This window comes from Catenuloplanes atrovinosus (genome assembly GCF_031458235.1).
GTDB classification, from domain to species: Bacteria; Actinomycetota; Actinomycetes; order Mycobacteriales; family Micromonosporaceae; genus Catenuloplanes; species Catenuloplanes atrovinosus.
In genome coordinates this window covers 3,753,809-3,774,716 of sequence record NZ_JAVDYB010000001.1, presented here as the reverse complement: position 1 = coordinate 3,774,716, position 20,908 = coordinate 3,753,809, and the positions used below count along the sequence as shown (strand labels likewise).

General features: G+C 69.7%; 16 protein-coding genes. 6 read left to right on the top strand and 10 right to left on the bottom strand.

All coding sequences use genetic code 11. From position 1 onward, the window contains the following. Window positions 1-444 precede the first annotated feature (444 nt). Window positions 445-1,473, top strand: a complete 1,029-nt coding sequence (locus tag J2S41_RS16980) for an ABC transporter substrate-binding protein (protein ID WP_310368843.1) — start codon at window positions 445-447, stop codon at window positions 1,471-1,473. Next, window positions 1,470-2,273 carry an ABC transporter permease gene (locus tag J2S41_RS16975; protein ID WP_310368842.1) on the top strand — a complete coding sequence of 268 codons (804 nt, stop codon included), beginning with the start codon at window positions 1,470-1,472 and terminating at the stop codon, window positions 2,271-2,273. Before J2S41_RS16980 ends, J2S41_RS16975 begins: the two co-directional genes overlap by 4 nt. A 13-nt stretch (window positions 2,274-2,286) precedes the next feature. On the opposite strand, the gene asnB is transcribed toward J2S41_RS16975, so the two are convergent. From asnB to J2S41_RS16950, 5 genes are all read right to left on the bottom strand, one after another. After that, complete coding sequence (gene asnB, locus J2S41_RS16970) at window positions 2,287-4,149, bottom strand: asparagine synthase (glutamine-hydrolyzing) (RefSeq protein ID WP_310368841.1); 1,863 nt, start codon at window positions 4,147-4,149, stop codon at window positions 2,287-2,289. Between the two features lie 327 nt (window positions 4,150-4,476). Beyond that, window positions 4,477-4,803: a CU044_2847 family protein gene (locus J2S41_RS16965; protein WP_310368840.1), complete on the bottom strand. Its 327-nt coding sequence runs from the start codon at window positions 4,801-4,803 to the stop codon at window positions 4,477-4,479. A 30-nt stretch (window positions 4,804-4,833) separates the two neighbouring features. After that, a complete protein-coding gene (locus J2S41_RS16960) occupies window positions 4,834-9,000 on the bottom strand; it encodes an nSTAND1 domain-containing NTPase (RefSeq protein WP_310368839.1) in 4,167 nt (1,388 codons plus the stop codon). Between the two features lie 384 nt (window positions 9,001-9,384). Beyond that, window positions 9,385-10,293, bottom strand: coding sequence for an alcohol dehydrogenase catalytic domain-containing protein (locus J2S41_RS16955; RefSeq protein WP_310368838.1), 909 nt, complete (start codon window positions 10,291-10,293; stop codon window positions 9,385-9,387). A 128-nt stretch (window positions 10,294-10,421) separates the two neighbouring features. After that, entirely contained in the window at window positions 10,422-10,847 is a 426-nt protein-coding gene (locus J2S41_RS16950) for a MarR family winged helix-turn-helix transcriptional regulator (protein WP_310368837.1), read from the bottom strand. A 151-nt stretch (window positions 10,848-10,998) separates the two neighbouring features. On the opposite strand from J2S41_RS16950, the gene J2S41_RS16945 reads away from it, so the two are divergent. Together J2S41_RS16945 and J2S41_RS16940 are read left to right on the top strand one after the other, a co-directional pair. Beyond that, window positions 10,999-11,913, top strand: coding sequence for an RNA polymerase sigma factor (locus J2S41_RS16945; protein WP_310368836.1), 915 nt, complete (start codon window positions 10,999-11,001; stop codon window positions 11,911-11,913). A gap of 66 nt (window positions 11,914-11,979) precedes the next feature. Next, complete coding sequence (locus tag J2S41_RS16940; protein ID WP_310368835.1) at window positions 11,980-12,636, top strand: alpha/beta hydrolase; 657 nt, start codon at window positions 11,980-11,982, stop codon at window positions 12,634-12,636. Between the two features lie 602 nt (window positions 12,637-13,238). Here J2S41_RS16940 and J2S41_RS16935 read toward each other — a convergent pair. Together J2S41_RS16935 and J2S41_RS16930 are read right to left on the bottom strand one after the other, a co-directional pair. Further along, window positions 13,239-13,589, bottom strand: a complete 351-nt coding sequence (locus J2S41_RS16935; protein WP_310368834.1) for a hypothetical protein — start codon at window positions 13,587-13,589, stop codon at window positions 13,239-13,241. Between the two features lie 174 nt (window positions 13,590-13,763). Continuing rightward, window positions 13,764-14,279 carry an isochorismatase family protein gene (locus J2S41_RS16930; protein WP_310368833.1) on the bottom strand — a complete coding sequence of 172 codons (516 nt, stop codon included), beginning with the start codon at window positions 14,277-14,279 and terminating at the stop codon, window positions 13,764-13,766. A 197-nt stretch (window positions 14,280-14,476) separates the two neighbouring features. On the opposite strand from J2S41_RS16930, the gene J2S41_RS16925 reads away from it, so the two are divergent. Beyond that, window positions 14,477-15,445, top strand: a complete 969-nt coding sequence (locus J2S41_RS16925) for a S41 family peptidase (protein ID WP_310368832.1) — start codon at window positions 14,477-14,479, stop codon at window positions 15,443-15,445. A gap of 189 nt (window positions 15,446-15,634) precedes the next feature. Here J2S41_RS16925 and J2S41_RS16920 read toward each other — a convergent pair whose 3' ends face one another. The 3 genes from J2S41_RS16920 to J2S41_RS16910 all read right to left on the bottom strand — a co-directional run bounded on the left by J2S41_RS16920 (window position 15,635) and on the right by J2S41_RS16910 (window position 18,856). Further along, on the bottom strand, window positions 15,635-16,018 hold the full coding sequence (locus tag J2S41_RS16920) for a hypothetical protein (protein ID WP_310368831.1): 384 nt from the start codon (window positions 16,016-16,018) through the stop codon (window positions 15,635-15,637). Window positions 16,019-16,177: 159 nt separating this feature from the next. Continuing rightward, window positions 16,178-17,206: a hypothetical protein gene (locus tag J2S41_RS16915; RefSeq protein ID WP_310368830.1), complete on the bottom strand. Its 1,029-nt coding sequence runs from the start codon at window positions 17,204-17,206 to the stop codon at window positions 16,178-16,180. Window positions 17,207-17,650: 444 nt separating this feature from the next. Further along, window positions 17,651-18,856, bottom strand: coding sequence for an MFS transporter (locus J2S41_RS16910; protein ID WP_310368829.1), 1,206 nt, complete (start codon window positions 18,854-18,856; stop codon window positions 17,651-17,653). A gap of 452 nt (window positions 18,857-19,308) precedes the next feature. On the opposite strand from J2S41_RS16910, the gene J2S41_RS16905 reads away from it, so the two are divergent. After that, entirely contained in the window at window positions 19,309-20,514 is a 1,206-nt protein-coding gene (locus tag J2S41_RS16905; protein WP_310368827.1) for a Clp protease N-terminal domain-containing protein, read from the top strand. The last annotated feature ends 394 nt before the right edge of the window (window positions 20,515-20,908 follow it).

The following is a 20,908-nucleotide window of genomic DNA, read 5'->3' as shown; positions in this document are numbered from 1 at the left end:
CGTTGGAACCGGTTGTTGCGGAAAGGGGGCGGACCGCGGCGGACGTGACCGGTGCGACCACTCGTACCGTGCCGCGTCTGGACGATCTCGCTAACCGCCCCGCAATCAGCCGCACGGGGCGCCCGGGTGGGTCGTCGGAGTCGGACCGGTCGGCGAATCGGCATCATGCACGCCGCCGGGCAGGTGTCGTGTCGCCGGACCGACATCTCTCACCACCCGTGAAAGACCAGCTTCGATGTCGTCGGACGTCGATGGACGTTGTAGCGTCGGGCCGCCGGACCAGCGCACCGGGGGAAGCGGTCTTGGTCGGATTCGTCGAGCGCCCTTCGCTCGGTTCCCAGGTGATCGTCACTCCTCGTCCGCTGGCGTCCGGACGGTGCTGTCGACGCGGGCGTACCGCCGACGCACCGGCCCCGCACGTCACCTGACACGGATGGAAGTGCGATGACGCTCTCGCGCAGGACGTTCATGGCCGTGACGACCGCTTCGGCCGCGGGCGCGGCACTCGCCGCCTGTTCCCGCGACGGCCGGACGGGCGGCGGCACGCTCGACCGGGTCACATACCTCACGTCGTTCGGCAATCTCGGCCGGGACGCGTACATCCACGCCGCGGTGCACAAGGAGTACTTCGCCGAGGCCGGGATCGAGGTCAACGTCCAGTACGGCCAGGCCGGCGACTACAACCACAATCAGCTGCTCGCCGGGCAGGCCCAGTTCGCCTCGATCGACGCCGCCGGGGCGATCATCCGGGCCGGCAAGGCCGCGAAGCCGGAGGACCGCTCGCTACGGATCATCGGTGTGGTGCACCAGCGCACCCTCAACGCGGTGGCCGCCTTCGCGGACATGGGTTTCACCGCACCACGCGACCTGCGGGGCAAGACGTTGGGCGCGGTGGTGGGTGCGGCGCCGAGAGCACTGTTTCCGGCGTTCGCCCGGTTGGCCGGCATCGACGAGAAGAGCATCACGTGGGTCGACGCGACCACGCAGAACAGCGGGAATCTGCTGGTGAGCAACCGGGTAGCGGCGCTGGCCACCCAGCTGCCGACGAAGCCCGGCCTGGAGAAGCTGGCCGGCGGCCGTACCGTGATGATGTTCCCTTACAGCGACTTCATCGCCGACCTGTACGGCATGACGATCATGACGCACCAGAACGTCATCGACCGGAGCCCGGACCTGGTCCGGCGCTTCAACCAGGCGATCATGCGCGGGGTCAGGTACGCCGTCGACAACCCGGAGGAGATCGGCGAGGTGCTGCGCGGGATCGACAACACGGTCGATGCCGGCCAGGCGGCACAGGAGCTGGCGATCCTCAAGCCGAACAGCCTGCCGGCGGCCGGCGTTGCGGTGGGCACCTTCGACGAGGCGCGGATGGCGCGCAACATCGCCCTGTTGCAGGAGCTCGGCCTGATCCCTCCCGGGCTGAGCCCCGCCGACGTCGCCGACGCCCGGTTCCTTCCCACGAGCGACAGGTGAACGCTGAACCGGCCGGCGGCCGGGTGCGGTGGCGCCCGCCGGCGCTCGGGCTGCCGCTGCTCGGGATCGCCGTGGCGGTCGGACTGTGGTGGCTGTTCACCGCGTTGTTCGAGGTCAGCCCGCTGTTCCTGCCCGGGCCACCCGACCTCGTCGAGTCGCTGCGGGAGCCGGGGCGCGGGCAGTACCTCCTGGAGCGTTCGCTGGAGACCGTGAAGGTGACGCTGATCGGCTTCGGCATCGCCATGGGCGGCGGATTCGCCGTCGCCCTGCTGCTGGCCGCGTTCCGTGGCGTCGAGCGTGCGGTCATGCCGGTGCTCGTGGCGCTCAACGCCGTGCCGAAGGTGGGGCTGGCCCCGCTGCTGGTCGTGTGGCTCGGATTCGACATCGAGCCGAAGGTCGTGCTGGTCGTCCTCATCTGCTTCTTCCCGATGCTGGTGACGACCATGTCCGGCCTCGCCTCGACCCCGGCCGAGTTGGGCGAGCTCACCGAGTCGCTGGCCGCCTCCCGCTGGCAGGCGTACGTCAAGGTACGGGTGCCGTGGGCACTGCCGCAGATCTTCGTGGGGCTCAAACTCTCCGTGCCGCTCGCGGTGATCGGTGCCGTCGTGGCCGAGACCAACAACCCGAACTCCGGGCTCGGTAGCGTCATCGTCAAGGCGTCCGCGCAGTTCGAGACCCCGCTGGCGTTCGTGAGCCTGGTGTTGCTCGCCCTGCTCAGCGCGGGCCTGTTCTATCTGGTCGCCGGCCTGGAACGGCTGATGCTGCCATGGGCCCGGGACATCTCCGCCCACCGGGCGTGAGACGGCGCACCGATCAGGACAGCCGCAACCGCACCGGATAGCGGCGCAGCCAGTCGTCGAGCCCGACCACCAGCTCGGCGGAGCGCCGCCGTGGGCCGAACCCGCTGCTCTCCAGCGGCGACCGGAACAGCTCCGTCAACGCCGGCACGTTGAGCAGCCCGGCGCTCGGCGCCGCCGGATCGGCGAGGATCTCGCCGGCACGTGCCCGCAGCATCCGCTCGTACCGCACGTCCTGAGTGGACGGATAGGGACTCTTTCGCCGCTGGAGCACCGAATCCGGCAACAGGTCCGCGACGGCCGCACGGAGCAGGCTCTTCTCCTGCCCGTCGAAGAACTTCATCGACCACGGTACGCGGTAGACGTACTCCAGCAGCCGATGGTCGGCGAACGGCACCCGGACCTCGAGGCCGTGCGCCATGCTCATCCGGTCCTTGCGGGCGAGCAGGAACGGCACCCACCAGATCTGGGCCAGGTAGCTCACCTCGCGCATCCGCCGCTCCCACGGGTCCTCGCCGGGCAGGTGGTCGACCTCGGCGAGCGCGTCGCGGTACCGATCGGCCTGATATCCGGGCAGGTCCAGCAGGGCGGCCAGGCCGGGGTCGAGCAACTCGACGATCGGGTTCCCTCCGCCGGCCGCCGGGTGGCGGGGAAACAGCCACGGGAACGTGTCGTTGGCGATCGCCGACCGGTCATGGAACCACCAGTAGCCGCCGAACACCTCATCGGCGACCTCGCCGGACAGGGCCACCGTCGAATGTTCGCGCACCGCCCGGAACAGCAGGTACAGCGACTGGTACATGTCGCCCATCGGGGTGGGCAGGTCATTGGCGAGCAGGACACCGGTACGGTGCAGCGGATCCATCATCATCGCGGTGTCCAGCACGATGTCCCGGTGCTCGACCCGATGACCGCCCAGATGCGCCACCACGTCGTGCACGAACGGGGTGTCGGGTGCGTCCCGTACCGCGTCGGGCCGGAAGTTCTCGGTCTGCCCGGCGAAGTCGATGGCATAGGTGCGGATGCGTGAGCCGGTCGTCGGTGAGCCGGCGGCGATGGCGGTGAGTGTCGAGGAGTCCAGGCCGCCGGAGAGCAGTGTGCACAGTGGCACGTCGGCGATCAGTTGCTCGGTGACCGCCTCCTCCAGGAGTTGCCGTACGGTGCGTACGGTGGTGGGCAGGTCGTCGGGGTGCTCGTCGGTGTGCAGCGACCAGTAGCGCTGGTGGCGCACGCCGGTTCGGTCCGTGATTATCAGTTGTCCTGGCCGTACGTCGTACATGTCGCGGTAGGGGGTTCGGCCGGGGGAGGTGAAGTGTGTCAGCAGTTCACGCAGTCCGTCCGGGTCGACCTCGGCGGTGACGGTGGGGTGGGCCAGGATTGCTTTCGGTTCGGAGGCGAAGAGGAGCCCGTGTGGGGTGGGCCGGTAGTACAGCGGTTTGACGCCGATCCGGTCGCGGCCCAGGATCAGGCGTTGGTGCGCGTGGTCCCACAGGCCGAAGGCGAAGATGCCGCGTAGCCGTTCGACGAATCGGTCGCCCCACTGTAGATAGGCGCGCAGGAGTACCTCGGTGTCGCTGTCGGTGCGGAACGGGTGGCCGTGGCCGCGTAGTTCGGTGCGTAGTTCCCGGAAGTTGTAGACCTCGCCGCTGTAGGTGAGTACGGCGGTCACGGTGCCGTCGCGCCGGACGGTCATCGGCTGGGTCCCGCCGGGGATGTCGATGACCGCGAGCCGCCGATGTCCGAGCGCGACGCTCTCGTCGAGCCAGACGCCCTCGTCATCGGGGCCGCGCAGCGCCATCGTGGCGGTCATCGCGCGGATGGTCGCATGCTCCGCCGTCAGGTCCCGGGCGAAGTCCACCCAGCCGACAATCCCGCACATGGCCACCCCACATCCGGACAGACATTCATGTCTGTCTCCACGTAGTGTCCAGCCAACCACACCGCGACGTGGGAGGCACTGATCACGATGGTCGAGGCGTCCCACGACTCCAAATCCGCGCTGCGGATGCAGAGGCCCAGGTTGGTCCGGGCGGCCGGGTTCGCGTACTCGTCGATCGCGGCGATCAGGCCGCCCCGAACGACGGCGAGCCTCGGCCCGTACCGATGAGGGTTATGGCTCGCCGCCGCGCGGGACGCGTCCTTCAACCGGATCGTCGGCGGGGAAATCCGCGGCGCGTGTGACGCCGCACGCGTCTTGAGCTGTCGCCTATGCTCCCGGCGGCTTTCCCCACTCCAGCCGTACGGTGAAATTGGCCTCGCTCTTGGCCTTGGCGATGACCACCCCGGCCTCGGCGGTGACCCTCACTCCGAACTCGACACCGATTCGCTCAGGTGGATCGACCATCTCCCGGATGCTGTCGCGGATCGCCGCGGCCGCCGGGCGGACCCGGGCCAGGGCCTGCTGGAGGGTCTCCGTGGCGTTCGTGATCGCCTCGGTGGCGCGGCCGGCGTTCGCCAGGCTGCCGGGCTCGTCGGGGACCTCCACGAGCACGGACCCGCCGTCGTCCAGGGGCATAACCAAGACCTGTGTCATGTGGCCGAGCCTATTGGCACGGTCAACCGATCATCGGCACGGAGCGTCGGTGGACAACCCGTCGCGGCGCAAGATCTCTCGCTCCCCTTCGGTGAAGGGCCGGTCGTTGAGCTCGCACAGCCGCTGGGCCCAGCGGCCGGGATCGAGCGGAATGGCCTGATCGACCTCGTAGACCCGCCTGATCAGAACGGCACCGTCCAATCGCCATGAACCGTACGGACCGCCGACCGGTATCTCCGCGAGAGTCACCCCCGCATCGACGTCCCAGACCTGCGTACTGTTGTCGGACCCGGTGCTTTCCTCGACGATCAGGTAACCCTCCGGTGTGAACCCGAGAGGTTCGCTGTGTGTCGGCGCGGGCACCGGTCGCAGCAGGCTCTCGTCATCGACGTCCCAGACCTCCAGCAGACCGGAACTCGTCGCCACCGCCACCTGTTCGCCGTTCGCGTCGAAGACGACGGCCCCCGGACCGGCTCCCGGGCCGACGTCGAGCGTCCGCACGACCTCGCGCTGATCGAGACTCCAGATCTCCAGCACTCCCACCGCGCGGTTGACGGCGATCTCGTGCGGATGGCCGGGCCGCACGGCGGCGATCCCCGCGAACACGGCCTGATAGCCCGCGTAAACGCCGCTTTCGGCAAGGGGGAGCGGCGGACCGGCCGGCTGCCCCGTGCTGATCGTCAACCAGGAGAGTACGCCCTGGTGGAGCACCACGACGCGATCCTCTCCCGTCACGGCGAAGCTGGCATTGGACGCGTCCCCGGCTCCGGGAGCCGTCGATTCCTGGCCGGGTAACGGAAGCGGGATACGCCGTTCGAGCGTCAGTGTCGGCAGCGCGTAGACGGACAGGGCGTCGGCCCCGATGCCGATCAGGTGACGGCTGTCCGGCGTGAAGGCGAACGGCGGAGCCCAGGACCCGGATCCCTGCTTCTCCGACGTACGGATGCGGGATATCAATCGGCCGGTCGCCGCGTCGGACAGCTCGATCTCACCCGAGGTGCGGGCGGTCATCGCGTACCTGCCGTCCGGTGTCACCATCCACCGCGCTTGCCAGACGACGTCGTCGGCCTCCCGCAGCGCGCCGTCAGGCAACCGAGCCGGGCGCGTCCGGTAGAGCGCCTCACCGCGTACGCCCAGGGCGAGCAGGCCGCCGTCCGGTGCGGTCACCACACTCACCCCGGGCTGTGGGCCCCCGGTGAGTCCTTCGACGACGGGCGGCAGAGAGGTACGGTGGGCGACACCGGTGCTCAGATCCACCACGTTGCCGTCGCTGACGATCGCGTTCGTGGTGCTGTCGACGGATATGAGGCCGCAGGCCACCGCGGTGTTCCGGCGGAGCTTGCCGGTCGCCGAGTCCCGGACCCGCAGTTGCCCGTTCTCGCAGTCCGCCACCGCCGCGCCGTTGTCGGCCACCAGGGCACTCCTCTCGCGATAGGACGCGCGGGCCCGGCCGGAGGCGAGGTCGTACAGGACCACGCCCTGGGCCTCCTGGAACACCACGGTCCCCGGCTGCGATCCGAGGTAGGCGCGAAAGAAGTCGTTGCTGAGCGGCACGGCCGAGGGGACCGGGACGCCGGCGGTCAGGTCCCAGATCCGCACGTCCGGCTTCGCGTCCGGGGGGACACCACCGCCCGCAATGTTGACCGTCCGGGACACCGCCAGCCGGGTCCCGTCGTCACTGAACGCGATGTGCTCGACCATCAGCCGGCTCACCTGGCCGGCGGTGGACGCGGTCGCCAGCGTGCGGGGTGCCTGCGGTCGCGTGAGGTCCCACACCAGGACCGTGCCGTCGTCGGCGGCACCGGCCACATAGCGGCCGGACGGATCGACCTGAAGCTGTGTGACGGCTTCGACCCCGTCCAGCCGCACCCGCTGCGGGGCCCCGCCGGTCAGGCCGGTCCAGACGACCGGGGTCTCGCCGCCGGTCACGGTCACTACCCGGCCGTCGTCGCTGGCCTGAATCTGCTCGGCGGTTCCCTCCCAGAGGTACGGGAACACCCGGTCGACGGGGTCGAGCCTCGCATACTGGGTCAGCAGCGCCCCGTACGCCTCCGGGGTTTCGTCGGCCCGCCAGGCCGCCTGCGCGAACTGTAGGGCCTTCGCCGGGTCGGTGTCGCGGAAGCGCAGCGAATGCGAGGCGAACTGGCGCGACGCGGCGGCGCGCGCCCGCTCGCTCAGCTCCGCGTTCTGAAGCAGGGCCACCACCGCGGACACGCCGGCGACCAGTGCCAGCACCGAGACGGCCGCGACCACGGCACGCAGAAGATTCCGCCGACGCCTCGCCCGGGCGCCGCTCTCGGCCACGAAGGCGCGGTCCGCCTCGCCGAGTTCACCGCCTCGCTCGGCCGTCCAGCGGAGCGCCTCGCCCAGGGCCGTACCGCGCAGCAGCGCGTCCGGGTCGCGGCCGGCCACGACCCAGCGCCGGCGGTCGGCGCGCACCTGATCGTGCCAGGCCAGGAACTCCCGGTCCTCGTCGAGCCACCCGCGCAAGGTGGGCCAGCCATCCAGCAGCGCCTGGTGCGCCGGCTCGGCGTAGGCGGGCCGGTCCTGCGGCACGGTCACCACGACCAGTCGCCGGGCGGCCAGCAACTCGATGACGGCCCGGTCCGGTGACCCGTGATCGGGAAGTTCGAGCGGCCGGCGTCGGAAGCCGGTGCCGTCGTCCGACGGTCTGGCCATCGCGGTCAGCACGGCACGGATGCGTTCGCGACCGGCCTTCGGATGCTGGTCGAGAACCTGGTCGGCGTAGGTGGCGAGCGCACCCGAGACCCCGCCCAGCCTCTCGTACGCGGCGAGCGTCAGTTCGTCGTGCCGGCGACGGCGCTGCCACAACAGCTCCAGGGTGAACTCGATCAGTGGCAGCTTCCCGGGCTCGCTGCCCGCGTCGGCCAGGATCACCTCGTCCAGCCCGCTCTCGAACCGCACACCGCCCGCTCGTACCGCGGCCCGCAACTCCTCGCGCCGCATCGGCCAGACGACGTCGAGCGCGGCCCGGTCGACCACGCCGCTGCTCTCGTCACGGACCACCTTCTCGAGGAACCCGGCACGCAAGGTGACCGCCGCGGCGACCCGCACGGTCCCGTCCGGATGCCGCCGAGCGGTTCGCACCAGGGCGTCGAGGAGCAGCAGCGCGGTGTCGACCGCCTCCGGCGGCGCCTCCTCGAGCTGGTCGACGAAGAACAGCAGACCGCCGTCGCCGGCCCGCTCGTCGAGCGCCCCGGCCAAGCCGAACACGGTGCTCATGGCATCGGTGCGCAGGCGCTCGGCCATCCGGGGTTCCTCCTCGGCCACGGCGTCCGGCTTGATCGCACGCAGGACCAGGCGGGCCACCACGTTCTCCACGGCGTCGCGGAGCAACAACCGTTCCGTGAAGGCCTCGACGCCCCGCGCCCGCAGGGCCGGGATCAGCCCGGCCCGGATCACGGAGGACTTGCCGCTGCCGGACGAGCCCACGAGAATCAGCAGTGGCCGGTTGGTGATCGCGGTGGTAAGGCGTTCGGTGAGCGCCTCCCGCCCCTTGAACCAGGCCGCGTGCTGTGCGTCGAACGGTTCCAGCCCGCGGTACGGCGACGTGGCCCGCGGTGCCGGCTCGGCCAGCTCGGGGAAGTTCTCCAGAACGGCCTCGACCGGCACGGCGTTGCAGGTGGACCGGCCGGTGATCCGCTGAACGACCATGCCCACGACCAGGCCGGTGGACGCCTGGTAGACCGGTGACCCGCTGTAACCCGGCTCGACCTGCAGCCCGCCCTCGGTGTTGATCTGCAGCAGCCCGACCCGCCCACTGACCGCCGTGCCGACGATCACGTCCCCCGGACCGTGGGCGCGCTGCAGCGCGTGACCGTAGATCCGGACCGGCTCGTCGCGGGCCGTCCCCGTCGAGCCGAGACGGGCGACCGGCAGCTCCGGCGGCGGGGCGGTGGTCAGGCGCAGCAGGGCGGTGTCGCCGCGGCTGCCCGATTCCTCCGACGTCCAGGCGGCCACGTGTCCCTGCGCGCGGAAGGTCCCGTGCGGCATCGGAAACTCGAGTTCCACGGTGTCGGCCGGCGGCTCCGCGGTGAAGTCAGCCGCCAGCGCGGCACGAACGACGTGGGTACAGGTCAGCACCAGGTCCGAAGCGACCAGGAAACCGGTGCCGACGAGGTGACCGGCAGAGGTGCGGATGCGCGCGACCGCCACCGGTTCGCCGTTGCCCGCCAAGCCGCCCTCCCCGCCGTACAGACAGCGACCAATCTATGCGGTGGAAGTAGCGCCCGCCACACCCGGCGCCGCGGGCGGCGACCAAGTACGGGTGTGCGGACCCGACGGGGAACGGTGCTGGAGGATCAGCCGGGACGGATCCCGGTCATGCCGCCTGTCGCGGAACTCTCGGCGAGGGAGGAATCGACGAGACGGTGTTGGCGAACGGGCGCGCCACCGCGCGTTTGGGGTCGATGCCGTGTCTCGCGGCCGTTGAAGCACGAGATCATGCGTGACACGTTCAACGATCGCACCGCCGTGTACATGTGTGTCGATCCCGAGCGGCCCGAGCGCGGATATATCGCGTACGGCGACTCATGGGAGATGGCCGCGGTTCGCTCCCCGTCACGGGATGAGGACGAGTTTGCCGTCGACTTCGCGGTTTTCGAGGCGGCGGTGCGCGTCGGCGGCCCGGTCGAGCGGCAGGGTGGTGACCTCCGGTTTGAGGGCCCCGGTCCGCAGTTGCTCGACCAGCGCGGTCATATCGGCCCGGAAGCCGGCCAGGTCCTTGTCGACGCGTCGTTCCACCATGTGCACCACCACGCGGGCGCCCGGTGAGAGTTTCGCTCGCAGGAGGGCGAGGACGGTGCGCGCCATCGCACCGGCCTTGGAGTATCCGGCGCCGACGGTGAAGCTGAAGCCGTACGACACGACCACGCCTGACCGTTTCGTGGCGCGACGCGAACGTGCGAGCGACGGCCCGCCCACCGGGTCGAATGTGGCCGCGACCGGCACCGGCACGTCTTCCGCGCCGGCTACCCAGGTGGCTCCGTTGGCTTCGACCCGAGCCCGCCGGGCCCGGCTGGAGGTGCCGTAGACCTCGACGCCGGCAGCGCTGGCGATCTGGCACAACGCCGACCCGACGCCGCCGGCCGCGCCGATGACCAGCACCGCCTGCCCCGGGGCCGGCTGGGCTATGCGGTGGAACATCTGCCAGGCCGTGAGGTAGTTGAGCACGAGCGCGTCGAGTTCCTCGGCGGGATGCCCCTCGGGCAGCCGCGCGGTCCGCCGCGAGGTGGCCAGTGCGTGGGTCGCGTACCCGCCGGTGCCGACGAGCGCGCCGACCCGCTGGCCGACGGCGACGTCCTCGACGCCGGCTCCCACCTTCTCGACATGGCCGACGACGTCGAACCCGAGCACGTCGGGCAGCGGGCCGGGGTTGAGGCCCGCACGCGTCGAGATGTCGTTGAAGGCCACCCCCGCGGCCTCCACCTTGATGAGTATCTGCCCCGGGCCGGGCTCCGGCACCGACATGGGCTCCACCCTCAGGACGTCGGCGCCGCCGGCCGCCGTCAGCCGTACCCGTCTTGGACCTGTGCCATCGCTCATGCTTTACAAGCTACATGAGTTTCTCAAGTATTATCAGGTGCCGGTGACCGCCCTCACTGCGGACCGTTGAGCGCCTTGGCCAGCAGGGACTGCAGGAGCCGCTGCTCCTCGCCGTCAAGATCAGCGAAGGGGGAACGCTGCGCGACGACGGTAAGCAGGCGCTCACGAACCTTCCTGCCCTCCGGCGTCAACACCAGCGTCCGTACGCGTCGATCGCGCGGATGCGGATGTCGCTCGGCCAGCCCGCGCTCCTCCAACTGCGCGCTCAGCAGGCTGATGTTGGAGGGGTCGCAGTGAAGCAGGGTGGCCAGCCTGCGCAGCGACTGCGGGTCGTCCTCGGGATTCAGCACCCATAGCAGGTTCGCCGTCGGTCCGGTCAGGTCCAGGCGCTCGAGGCCCTCCTGCATCCGGCCGGTCACCTGACCGGCGATGGTCGTCACCTGATGGAGCAACGACGCCGCAATCTCATCCACCGCCATGGACAAAGCTTACTGACACGTACTCATGGAATTTCTCCATGAAGTGATCCACCGTACGTATCAGCGCCGCTGGGCGACCGCAGGCGGCAACGTAGCGGAGATCGATGAGGGTGAGGCTCTTGGTCACCGGAATCGTCGCTAGACTTCGCGCATGCTGGCACACCCCGCCGAGGCGGGCACCGAGTTGGCGTTGCTGGCACAGCGTGGCGATGCCGGGGCGCTCGGTGAGCTGCTGGCCCGCCACCGCGCCGGGATGATGGCGGTCGCGCTGAGCGTGCTGCCCCGCGGCGACGAGGCCGAGGACGCCGTCCAGGACGCCGCCCTGATCGCCCTGGCGAGGATCGGCGAGCTGCGCGACCCGGCTGCCGCCGGCCCGTGGCTACGGGCGATAGTCCGCAACTGTTGCCGGATGCGCCTGCGCGCCCGAACGGCCCTGCCCGTCGAGCTGCTGGAGGCGGCGTCGGGGTCCGGCGACCAGGATTCGCTGCTGGAGGGGCGGGCCCTGCGGGACTGGGTGGCACACGCGATCGGCGAGCTGTCGTTGCCGCTGCGCACGGTCACCCTGCTGCGCTATTTCTCGCCCGTGACCGCGTACGAGGACATCGCGGCGCTCTGCGGGGTGCCGTCGGGCACGGTCCGCCGTCGTCTGCACGAGGCGCGCAGACTCCTGGCCGGAAAGCTCACCGCGGCCAGGGACGGATACGCCGACGGCGCGGCCGATATGTCAAGGCACTGGGCCGAGGCGCGGCATGCGGCCGCGGCCGGCAACGAGGGAACGTTCGAGGCGTATCTGCGCGACAGCTGGCATCCCGAGGTCACCGGCGCGTGGTCGACCGGGCGGCGTACTCGGGGTATCCCGCCGCTGGGCGAGGTGATGGACCGCAACGTGTCCGCGGGAATGCGGCCGCACGTGGCGGGGGTGTCGGCCACCCGTGAGCTGACGTTGTGGGAGATCGAGGTGCGCAGCGACGAGGACACGGAACGCACGTGTTCGGCGTACGCGTACTGGCTGCTCTCGTCCCAGCGAGGCCGGGTGAGAGATTTGCGGGTCTTTTTCGCCGGCTGACCGAACATCCGGGGTTCGATCCGCATCCTGTGGGCGTCTCGTCTCCGAATCGGAAGGCATTCGCCGATGTCCACGACCTTCGTACTCGTTCCCGGCGCCTGGCAGGGTGGCTGGGTCTGGCAGCCGGTGGCCGAGCGGCTGCGTGCCGCGGGGCACACCGCGATCACCATCACCTCACCCGGGCTGGCCGGCGGGGACGTACGTTCCGGCCTGCACCTGTCCGACGCGGTCGAGCATCTGATCGCCGAGATCGAGAAGCGGGATCTGCGTGACGTGGTGCTGGTCGCGCACAGTTGGGGCGGCTACCCGGTCACGGGTGCCGCGCACCGGGTGGCCGGACGGCTGAGCGGGATCGTGTTGTTCAACGCCATGGTGCCGCGCAAGGGCGTGTCAGTCGCCGACGAGAGCGACCTGATGGGCCCGCAGCTCCGGGCGGCGATCGAGGCCACCCCGGACGGCACGATTCCGGTCGAACCGGGGTATCTGCCGTTGCTGTTGCCGGAATCCGGTGAGGAACTGCGATCCTTCTTCGCGGACCTGATGGTGCCGATGCCGGGCGGCTATTTCACGGAGGCGCTCGATGTCGCCGACATCTCCGGGCTGAGCGTGCCGATGCACTACCTGCTCAGCGACAACGACCAGGTCCTGATCCGCCCCGGCGCCGAATTCGCCGCGCGCCTCGGGCTGACTCCGCAGCCGGTGGGCCGCGGCAGTCGATGGTGACCCATCCCGGAGAAGTGGCGAACGCAATCCTGCGGCTCGTCCAGCCGGCGCGATCGTAAGCCCACCGATCGGCCCGCTCTTCTGCGGTAACCGATGAGCTTGCAGGTCAGCGCGGGCACATAGGAGTCGTACATCAACGAAGGCGAGGCTCCGGGTAAGACATCGAACCGGCCAAACCCGATGCCGCTCCTGGAGCCTCGCTCGCGCCGCAGCACCGCCTGGCGATATGTGCGCCGACCGCACCCAGTGCCACGCACGGCGCGGCGACAGTCCCACCCGCTGACCGGACAAGCGACGGCGGCCCGGCGCCGGCATGGCCGGCACATCGAGCAGCCCGCGACCCCGCCTCCGGGACCTGTCCACGCTCCGCGTAAGCGACGGTGAAGTCAATCGGGGCGCACGTGCCCGCATCTGCCGCGATCCGCGCTGCTGGCCTGCCATGCTGCCAGCCACTCAGCACAAGCAGCCCGTGACTTCGGCGGAAGCGAGATGCGGTCCAGCCGTCTACGAGCCCCGTGCGACCGGCAACAAGTCGGTACCCGGCGGTGTCGACCACGCGCCGCCATCCGAGCCGCAGGAACTGCCGGAGCGGGTTAGTAGTGTCACCTGCCAGTTGGTCGAGTGCCCGGTCGCCGATTGCTGCGCGCGGGCCCAGGCCTGCGGGGTCGCGACGGCTGATCAGCCGGGCCGTCGACGGCACCGGGGCTGGAAAACGACACCGGAGGCGCTGCACGCTGGGAAGACACAGGTGGCGGCCACTGCGATGCCGTGATCTGTGCTCCGGTGACGGGCGGCGTGGGCGAGATCTGGTTGAGCAAACGCTGCGCCATGGCGGCGTCGATCTCGCGGTCAGCACTGATACGAACATCGGCGGCCGTCGCCAGATCCACGACGTCGTCGCTGGTGTACACACCGGCTCCGAGAGTGCTCAGCCGCCGCGCGAACTCCTGCATGTTAATCATCTGCGGCCTCATCCTGGGGTTTGCTATTGATCCACGGTAACCCCCGCTTCGGTCGGCGGTTCCCGCACCCACCGCCCGGGCTGCTTGCGGTCAACAGAGACGGCCAGCCCCATCTCTTCGGCGAGCCGATTGCACACGGAAGCCGGCAGGCTCGGAGCCCGCGGGTCAGAGCCAGGCTAATATCTCCTCGGTCTGGACCACAGGGCCGAAGCGCGGGAGAACCACAGAAAGAGCGTGGTGGTGTTCGGCGGTCGTCATGCCACTCATGGCGTCGGCTACAAACAGCACGTCGAAGCCGTGGTCGGCAGCAGCGCGGGCGGTGGATTCGACGCCCATGGTCGTGGCCAGACCGGTCATGACCACAGTGTCAACGCCTCGTTCCCGCAGCCGGACGGACAGGTCGGTTCCGTAGAAGGCCCCGATCGTGCGTTTGACGACGACGATGTCGCATTCCTGGGGCTGGATCTCCGGTACGAAGTCGCTGCCCGGCGGTTGTGATGTGACGCCAGGACGTTCCACTCGCACCAACACGACCGGCGCCCCGGCCCGCCGCCAGGCGTTTGCCAGAAGTGCCGCCCGGGCCACCACATCCGCGCCGAGATGCGGGCCGAGATCCAGGCTCACCAGTCTCGGCATCAGATCCACAATGACGAGCGCGGCTCGTCCGACGGTGAAGCTCACGCCGGGATGCTAGACGCGACGCACATGCCTACGCAGCCGAGGTGGCCGTCCGAGACCCGGATCTGCCACCGTCCCAGCGCACGCCCCCCGGGCGAGTTGTCACACGGTGCAGCCGTGGCCGGAGCGACACTCCAATCCGGATCTGTCGATGAGCGGACGCCTCGCGGGTGACGATGAGTCTTCGATATGGTCGTTCGATGTCGGTGTATCTCGTGGAGAAAGCACTTGAGCTGTTGTGCGGCACATACGTCTTTCCCGACAGGGCGCACGTGGCGGCCGACCGCGTACGCGAGCGGCTGACCGCCGGTGAATATGACCGACTGGATGAGGAGACCCTCGGTGAGCGGTTGACGGCGGACCTGTTCGAGGTCTGTCAGGACAAGCATTTGCGGGTGCGGGTGCGTGCGCAGGAAATGCGCGAGGTATCTACCAAGTCCGAATTCGAGGCGGTCTGGCGGGAGCAGCAACGGCTCCATAATTACGGCATCGCGCGGGTGCAGCGGATGGACGGCAACGTCGGGCTGCTGGAGCTGCGAACCGTCGCCTCGGCTGGTCTGGGCGGGCGCGCGATCGTGGCGGCCATGGAATTGGTGTCACATACCCATGCGCTGATCGTCGATCTTCGGGATAACCGGGGTGGATCTCCGGACGGTGCCGTCTTCTGGACGAGCTACTTCTTCCCGGACGGGGAAACCCACCTCAACAGCGTCTACGAAGGTGCCACCGGACGTACCCGTCAGTACTGGAGCCATGCCTGGCTACCCGGCGAGCGATATCTCGACCGGCCCGTGTACCTGCTGACCAGCGGAGTCACGTTCTCGGGCGGCGAGGAGATCTGCTACAACCTCAAGGCGCAGGGGCGCGCGATCCTGGTCGGGGAGACAACCCGGGGAGGCGCCCATCCGACGGAGGCCTTCCCGATCACGCCGACCTTCGAGATCGCGGTACCGGTGGCACGTTCCGTCAACCCACTCACCGGCACCAACTGGGAGGGCGGCGGCGTGGAACCCGACGTGGCCGTACCCGCCGCAGAGGCTTTCGAGGTGGCCTATCGGAAGGCATTGCGACACGTGCTGTCCAGTGTCACCGCGCCGGCCGTCCTGGCTGAGGCACGGTCCGCACTCGGCCGACCCCCGCTTGACGGTCTCGACCAAGATGATCAATGACCTCGGACACGGCACTCAATCCTCGTCTTCGGTGATACGACGGGTGGACATGCCGATGGGCGGACGTACCTATTCGCCCCGCGGAACCGTCGCCATGGCGGATAGCAGCCACGTGCCGCTGCTATCGCAGCATGGTGGGAACACCAGCGCGCAGAATGGCAACAGCTTCTGCGGCATCTTCTCTGCGCTCTATCCAAGCGGCGAAGGGTCCGAAGCGTTTGTTCGATAGTCGAGCGCGACCGCGGTGTCGTCGCCTGCGTACCTGGCTACGGCGATGAAGAATGCCTTGTCCACGTCCAGCCGGGGCGGCGAGACGGGGACCGTCGAGCCGCCTCGGGCGAGGCTGAAGATCTGGGCTGTGGTCTCGTCTTCGACCAGGTGGTCGAGTGCGCAAGACTCCCACTCCATGTCGTGCACGGTGGCGAGGAAATCCAGCTCGTCCGCGAACCAGGGAATCGTTCGAGCAAGAGCCTTCTCGCCGGGGTGGCGCCACGCGCCACGTTGCAGCAAGTGCAGTAGCAGTTCGGGTACGACGAGGCCACGAACTCGAACCGTCGGCGTGCCACTGGACATACACGATCTCTCTCGCCTGTCGCCGGGTAGTACGGGAGATATCTCATCGATATGTCAAGCGCTGTGCCGACGCACTGTCATGCCGCGGATAAGGAGCGGCGAGGTCTGCGTTGCCCGCCTCGGCGACCTCGGTCGCGGACGCGACAAGCACCTGCGGCATCATCGGGGCTGTTGAAGCTTTGATCGGTCGACCGCCAGCAACAGAGATCCGCCCTGGCCGACGGCACTTGCGATGCTTCCCTGGGACAGGTCGACGCAGTCGCACAGGAGGGACCAAGCGATGAGCTCCTCGGCGCGCTGCGCGACGATTCGGTGCAGGAACTCGTCGGGATTGTCGGCCGCGGTTGCCGCCGCGGCCGCGAAGTCTTTGAGGGTTACCCGACTGTCGCCCTGGTTGAAGTCGGTGTAGCCGAGCACCTCCATCTGCGGCAGGAGTGCCTTGATCAAAGTGCCGACGCAGCCCATCACCCTGGCATGGCTCACGTCCTGCGATCTGTCGGCCACTGCGGCCTCGGCCGCCCACACGCCGTAGAGGCGGACGGCGACCGAACGGAGAGCGTTCTCGTTCGGCGTCGTTGTCAATGTCATGTCGAGCAGCGCCTCGAACAGTAGAAGCTTGGTCTTGTCGCCGAAGCGGGGATCCCAGCCCCCATCGATCGCGCTCGGCCAGTGCAGCGACTGGCACGCGTCGAGACTGCGAGCGTTGCGGCAGAGCAACTCGGCCGCCATCAGTTGGGCGTTGCGCTGATCCGACCGCAGCGCCCCATCGATGACCAGGATCGCGGTTTCGGTGGAGACCTTGTCCTTTCCCCCGTCCCAGAGGTCGACCAGCATGGCGACAGCGAGCCCGGGCTGGTCGAGGCGAGTCAGCGCCAGCAGGCTGGAGGCGGCTGCGGCCCGGTCGACGCCCAGGCCGTCCTTGCAGCTGACGAGCTGCCCGGCACGCATCGCCGCTTCCAGCTTCAGCTGGTCGAAGCTGTTCTTCTGTTCGACCGCGAGCCGGCGGTTGGACTGCCGGGTCAGTGTGTGGGCGACGAGCGCGGTGACCACGGCGCCCGCGTACACCAGCATCTTGTCTGAGTAGCCGAACAGCGACCCGGCTCCCAACGGAATCACCACCGCGACCAGGGTCAAAATTGCGCCCCAAACGCCGATCCAACGCCTATCGCTACTCTGGCTCTTCGTCATTCCACGACCTCGTTCAGGTGCGCACCACCGGGACGAGCAAACGATCCGTCCACCATCGAGATCCGTCCATCGTCCCGAGCGGTGGTCCCGCTGTCCGATCGAGGACAACAGCGTCGAAGCGTGTAAGCCGCTCAGCAGCCGGCCCAGCAGTGAGGATGGCGGGACGAGTTTGGAGGCGCGCAAGACCACGGACACGCTTCTTCGTATTCTCGAGGAAGCCACGCGTCGAGTACCTACGGCGCTCTTCTGCCGCCGGTCGTGCGCTGCCGCGCCGGTGGCGACCTAGCGGCGTAATCGCCGACCGGCTCGGCCCGCGGAGATCCGTAAGAACTCGTCGGTGTCCGCCGCGAGGCGTCGATGGGTGTGAGGCGCGGATCGCGTTGCCGTACGACCGGGTTCCGCCTGGCGCGCCGGTACGTGGCCAGGCGGAACCCTTTGGATGCGTCAGGCGGCTGATGCTTGACGCAGTGGCCGCCAGGTGGCGGTAGCGAGGAGTGCCATCACGGCGGCGGCGATCCAGAATGGTGTGGTGAGGCCCCAGAGGTGGGCGAGGGTTGCGCCGAGGAGCGAGCCGAGGGCAGCGCCGCCGACATCGAGCAGCGAGTAGGCGCTGCCGACCCGGCCGAGCAGGCTCTCGGGCACCATGCGTTGGCGCAGGGTCACCACGATGACGCCCCAGACCATGGTGTGTATCCCAAAAACGATCAGGATTGTGGCGGCAACGAGCGGCGTCGTGGTGATCGCCAGGGTGGTGTGGGTGATGCCCTCGACGAGGAGGCCGGCGCGCAGCAGGGTGCAGGCCCCGACAATGCGTAGCAGCCTCGGCGCGAGTACGGTGCCGAGCAGCCCACCGACGGCGAAGGTGGTCAGCAGGAAGCCGAAGCCGACGTCGGACAGGCCGAGCCGTTGCCGGGCGTAGAGCACCAGAGTGGCGAAAGCGGCGCAGAATGCGACGTTCGCCAGCCCGGTGCTCACGGCGAGCGTGCGCAGCAGGCGGTGTTCCCAGAGCCAGCGGACACCGTCGGTGATCTCCGCATGCAGGCCCCGACGTGGTGCGGACGGCTGCGCGGGGATCGGCCGGATCGTCGCCATCAGCGCCGCGGCCACGGCGAAGGTCATCGCGTTGACGCCGAACGGTACGGCGGCGGCGATCACGAATAGCCACGCACCCAGCGGCTTGGCCACGAACTGGTTGGCGATGGTGAAGGTGGCCATCAGCCGGGCGTTGGCGGTGGCCAGCCGGTCCGGTGCCACGATGGCGGGCAGGAACGCGCCGGAGGCGGTGTCGGCCAACGTTTCCCCGGTACCGAGGAGGAAGAACACCGTGTAGATCATGGCGACGGTGAGGATGTCGGCGGCGACGGCGAAGGTCAGCGCGGCGAGCGCCACCGCGCGCAAGGTATTGACCGTGACGACCAGTTTGCGGCGGTCGAGCCGGTCGACGTAGGCGCCGCTGATCAATGCGAACAGTAGCCAGGGTAGTTGTTGGACGAAGACGGCGCCGCCGACGAGGGCCGGGTCGGTGGTGAGGGACAAGATCAGCAGCGGGCCGGCCGCCATGGTGATGCCGTCTCCGATGTTGGACACCGCGGCGGCGGTCCAGAGTCTGGTGAAGTCCGCGCCGAGACGCGCGGAGAAAAGGGCACGCAAAATAGCTCCTCGAGCAAGGGGAAACGGTCGTCGCGTGAGCGACCGCTTCGCGGCGAGGAGCACCACACCGTGGGCCGGAGCCCGACGGTGGACCGACTAACGCGCGGTGTGCTCTCGCGGCGAAGCGGTGACCGTGACCTTGAAGAGGCGCATCCCAACTCCCCACTGCGGATCGACTGCCGACGCAGGATAACCGGAACGAACCCGGCCTCGCCGAAATTGCCGCCCGCCACCCACTCCGCACGCTCGGCCGGAGATCCGGACAGTGAGTCTCGCCTGGGCAGTTCGAGGTGTGCCGCGACCTTGCGACGAGGCAGGGTCGACTCGTCATCCTCTCGGAGGGTCCGTCGTGCCGGCCGCGACGGTTTTGGCTGGTCGGGAGCGGCCAAGGCGGTAGGTTCGTGGTGGGGCTACGCGACCGACAATCGGTGCACGGCGAAAGAGAAACTCCGATGGGAGACGCACCATTCGGCCCGGAGCCGGACCTGCCGAGTTCCGAGGCATTGGCGGCCGCCTGGCGCGCGGCCCTGGTTCGGGGCCGGCCGGCCGTGACAACCGGCCTGCTGCTCGCCGTGATCGCGAAGGAGCACGCCGATCTCCGCGACCGGCTGCCCGGCCTCACCGCCGACGCTCTCGGCGCTGACGCTTCCACCGGGCAGTCCGCCGGCCCAGCCGAGCGGCCTGGGGCTGCGGTGAGACAACCTGCAGCGGGCGGTGCGGACTCCGGGCGGGCGGTCGACGTCGCCCACGGACCGGGGGCCGCGTCGCTGCGGGAGGCCCGGTGGTGGGTGCTGCGCAACCTGTCCGGCCGGGACCGGGCCCACGCCGACGCGGGCGGGGACCCGGTCTGGTCGGCGGGGCTGCGCACGGCGCTGGCCGAGGCCGCGGCGCAGGCCGGCGACGGTGGCTGGATCGGGATCGGGGTGCTGGCCGCCGCGGCGCTGCGGCACCCCGACCCGGAGCTGACCGCCTGGGCCGCCGCGGCCGGGGCCGACCTGCCCGGCATCGCCCGGGCGGTCCGGTCCGCACCCGGCAGCGCCGTGGAGCCGTACACGCCGATGCTGGGCATGCTCACCCCGCTGCAGGCGCTGGACCCGCCGTTGCCGGCGCCGCTGCGGCTGCTCACCGGCTTCGTCGCCCGGCGGGTCGGTCGTGATCCACGTTGGGGCGGCCCGGTCCTGCCGAACCTGGAGAGTGAGGTGCTGCGCCAGGCGGTTCGGGCCGGCCACGACCGGGTGACCACCGAGGCGCTGCTGCTCGCCGTGCTCAGCCTGGACGCCCAGTTGGCGGCGGGCGGCGTCCGGCTGGCCGAGCGGTTCCGGGCGCACAACCGGGGTGGCGAGCTGCTGCGCGCCGCCGGGCTGCCCGCCGCGCCGGAGCCCGCGGACGGCGCCGAGCCCGGCGACGTGCTCGGCCCGGAGGAGACCGCGCGGCGACTGTGGAGCGGCGGCCGTCCCGGCGACCCGGTATGGGGCCGCCGGGTGATCGACGCGCTGGACCGGGCGGGCGAGCTGGCCCGGGCGGCCGGGCATTCGGACATCGGCACCACGCACGTGCTGGCCGCGGCGCTGGACGACGCCGAGTCGGCGGCGGTGCGCTGGCTGCACGACCTCGGCGTGGACACGGTGCGGCTGCGGCAGTCGGCGTCGTGGTCCTAGGGTGTGCCTTCGGCACGCTTGTGGCCGAGCGGTGCGACGCGGCGGCCGCGCGGAGGGCCGTTGGGGCAAGGCCGAGGTGGCTACGTTCGCGGAAGCTCCACCCGGAAGGGTGGCCGTGGCCGTGAGCGCCGCCAGGCTGACGCCGTCGCCTCGCGGATTGCGGCGGCGTCGATCCGCGGCAGAACCGGCTCGCTCGGCGGCCCTCACCAGTTGCCCGGGTGAGAACACGGCAGCGACTGATGCATCTGCTCGACGACGAACGTGAGCGGCGTCCCGCCGTTGCCTTGGCGATAGGGTGGGGCGGCGCCGGACGAGCAGCGATGTCGGACCCCATCGACGGTGATCCGCCTGGAGCCTTGACGCCGCGAAACCCGGAGGACCCGCTGATCGAGCG